Annotated in this window: 4 protein-coding genes and 1 pseudogene; 3 read left to right on the top strand and 2 right to left on the bottom strand. The window is 68.0% G+C overall.

Going from position 1 to position 2,730, the window contains the following annotated elements; all coding sequences use genetic code 11:
• Window positions 1-382, bottom strand: a pseudogene (locus AC04L7_RS16140) (DUF1453 domain-containing protein); the annotation flags it as partial.
• Window positions 383-412: 30 nt separating this feature from the next.
• The gene (locus tag AC04L7_RS16135) at window positions 413-1,297 is read right to left on the bottom strand and encodes a DMT family transporter (protein WP_299345691.1); all 885 of its coding nucleotides are present in this window, start codon (window positions 1,295-1,297) and stop codon (window positions 413-415) included.
• A 76-nt stretch (window positions 1,298-1,373) separates the two neighbouring features.
• On the opposite strand from AC04L7_RS16135, the gene AC04L7_RS16130 reads away from it, so the two are divergent.
• From AC04L7_RS16130 to AC04L7_RS16120, 3 genes are all read left to right on the top strand, one after another.
• On the top strand, window positions 1,374-2,072 hold the full coding sequence (locus tag AC04L7_RS16130) for a DUF2306 domain-containing protein (RefSeq protein ID WP_475513405.1): 699 nt from the start codon (window positions 1,374-1,376) through the stop codon (window positions 2,070-2,072).
• A 30-nt stretch (window positions 2,073-2,102) separates the two neighbouring features.
• A complete protein-coding gene (locus AC04L7_RS16125; RefSeq protein ID WP_093489837.1) occupies window positions 2,103-2,585 on the top strand; it encodes a YajQ family cyclic di-GMP-binding protein in 483 nt (160 codons plus the stop codon).
• On the top strand, window positions 2,578-2,730 hold a 153-nt coding region (locus AC04L7_RS16120; RefSeq protein ID WP_475513406.1), incomplete at its 3' end, for a DUF1415 family protein. The genes AC04L7_RS16125 and AC04L7_RS16120, both read left to right, overlap by 8 nt.

Below are 2,730 nucleotides of genomic sequence, written 5' to 3'. Positions count from 1 at the left end.
GCACCATCCCCCACACGATGCGTGCGGCGACGATGACGACCARCAGCAGGGCCAGCCAGGCATTGGGCTGGTAGAACACGCCCTGCGGCGCGACTTCCCAGCGCGTCAGCCACAGGCCCAGCAGGCCCAGCATGACGCCGGCCGCCAATCCCGCGCCCGCACCCAGCRGGCTGTCGGGCCACCAGATCAGGCCGAATGCACTGACGACGAGGAAGATCGCGACCGAGACCAGCAGGCTCCAGGCGTTGAGCGCCAGCAGCCACCCACGCGCCATGCGTCGCGAGCGCCCATAGCGGTATCGCTGCCACAGCGACAGCGGAAGCAGCACCACCCACAGGGCGAGCAGCAGGAAGACGAACAGCAGGACGAGGACGATGGGCATGCGCGCATGATGCCGCAAAACGCGGCGGCGTCAGGGGTGTTCCGACTCCACGTGCACGTTCTCCCGGCGCAGCAGATACAGGCCACTGGCGACGATGATGCCGGCGCCGATCCAGGTCACGCCGTCGGGCAGCACCGACCACAGCGTGACATCGAGGATCACGCCCCAGATCAGCGCGGTGTATTCGAGCGGCGCGATCAACGACGCCTCGCCGCGGCGGAAGGCTTCGGTCAGCGCGACCTGCGCCAGCGAGCCGGACACGCCCACCCCGGCGATGATCCAGCCGTGCGAGGCCTGCAGCGGCTTCCATGCGGGCAGTGCCAGCAACGACGCCCCGAGCGACAGCAGCACGACGAACCAGAGCACCAGCGCCTGCGTGCTGTCGCGTTGCGCGAGCATGCGCACAGTGACCGCGCCCAGCGCATAGCAGATGGCCGCAACGAGAATGGCCAGGCCACCGGCGGTCAACATGCCTTCGCCGGTCGGCCGCAGGATCACCAGGACGCCGACCAGACCGATGACGATCGCGGTCCAGCGCCCCGCCCCCACCCGCTCCTTCAACAGCGGCCCCGCCATCGCGGTGACCAGCAGCGGCGCCACGAAGGTGATCGCATAGGCCGTGGACAAGGGCATGGTGCGCAAGCCGTAGACGAACCCGGCCATCATCGCGATGCCCAGCGCGCCGCGCAGCAGGTGCAGCGGCCAGTGCACGCGCAACAGGGAAACGGCCGGCACCGTCGCCAGCACCCAGATCGCCACCAGCGGCAGCGAAGACAGCCCACGCAGCGCTGCGACCTGCAGCGGCGGGTACTGCGCAGAGAGCAGCTTCAGGCCGGCATCCATCAGCGCGAACAGCAGCACCGCGGCCAGCATCAGCAGGACGGCGGACGTAAGCGAGGAACGGGGGGTGGTCATGCGGCATTATCGCCTCCCTGGTCATGTTCCGCCGCGCGTGCGCTACCCTGCGCGCGTCCATCCTGCAGGCAGGCCCATGACTGTGATCGCTCCAGGCACCCTTGCATCGCCCCGCTCGCGGCTTGCCGTGCGCTTGGCCTGGGCGGTGCTGTGGCTGTTGCTCGGGCTCGCCAGCATCGAGTTCCTGGTCGCCGCCTRTGGGAAATATCGGCATCTCGATTCGACCGCCTACGGCATGTTCATGACGCGGCGGGGCTGGCTGTGGATGCATCTGGCCGGCGGACTCACGACGGTATTGCTGGGTCCGGTGCAGTTCTTCACCCAGTCGCGCCGACGCCATCCGCGCATGCACCGCGTGATGGGCCGCGTCTACCTGTCGGGCATGCTGGTCGCCGCGACCGGCGCGGCCGGACTGATCGCCAGCTCGCCTGCGCCGCTCGCCATCCGCATCGCGTTCTCGTCGACCGCACTGGCCTGGCTGGCCACCGCGCTGGTCGGCTTCATCGCCATCCGCCACGGCCTCGTGGACCGACACCGCCGCTGGATGGTCCGCAACTACGCGGTGACGCTGGCGCCGATCGTCTTCCGCCTGTCGCTGCCCCTCGCCATTGCCGGCGGACTCGTGCCGTCGCCGACCCTGATCGCGACCCTGCTCTGGTGCAGCTGGATCGTCCCGCTGTTGCTGTGCGAAACGGTGCGCCGTCTCGTGGGGCGGCGACGTCCCGCCAACGCGCTGCCCTCGGCCGACGCGATCCCGCTTCCCGGCGCACGGTAGAATTCCGCGCCCGGTAACAGGATTCCCCCCATGCCCTCCTTCGACGTCGTCTCCGAAGTCAACGTCCACGAGCTCACCAACGCCGTGGACCAGGCCAACCGCGAACTCTCCACCCGTTTCGACTTCAAGGGCGTGGACGCCAAGTTCGTGCTGGAAGAGAAGCTGATCACCCAGTCCGCGCCCAGCGATTTCCAGCTCAAGCAGATGACCGATATCCTCCGTGCGCGCCTGATCGCGCGCCAGATCGACGCCCGCTGCCTGGAATTCGGCGATGTGGAAACCAACCTGGCCGGCGCGCGCCAGAAGATCACCGTCAAGCAGGGCATCGAGCAGAAGCTGGCGAAGAAGATTGTCACCACGATCAAGGACGCCAAGCTGAAGGTAGAAGCGCAGATCAACGGCGACAAGCTGCGCGTCACCGGCAAGAAGCGCGACGACCTGCAGGACGTCATCGCGCTGCTGAAGAAGACCGAATTCGAGCTGCCGCTGCAGTTCGACAACTTCCGTGACTGATACGCCGGCCACCACGGGCGCGGCAAGCGACCCCATCGACGCCACGCGTCGCTGGGTGGAGCGCGCGGTGATCGGGCTGAACCTGTGCCCGTTCGCCAAGGCGGTGTACGTGAAGCAGCAGGTGCGCTTCGTGCTGAGCGATGCC

The sequence above is a fragment of the Pseudoxanthomonas sp. LjRoot204_2 genome, assembly GCF_056175765.1.
Note: the sequence above shows the minus strand (reverse complement) of the source record. Positions and strands in the feature narration are given on the sequence as shown.

What these genes read in the sequence shown, in the direction of transcription:
- AC04L7_RS16135 (WP_299345691.1), bottom strand. Translation starts at nt 1,297, where the DNA reads ATGACCACCCCCCGTTCCTCGCTTACGTCCGCCGTCCTGCTGATGCTG.
- AC04L7_RS16125 (WP_093489837.1), top strand. Translation starts at nt 2,103, where the DNA reads ATGCCCTCCTTCGACGTCGTCTCCGAAGTCAACGTCCACGAGCTCACC.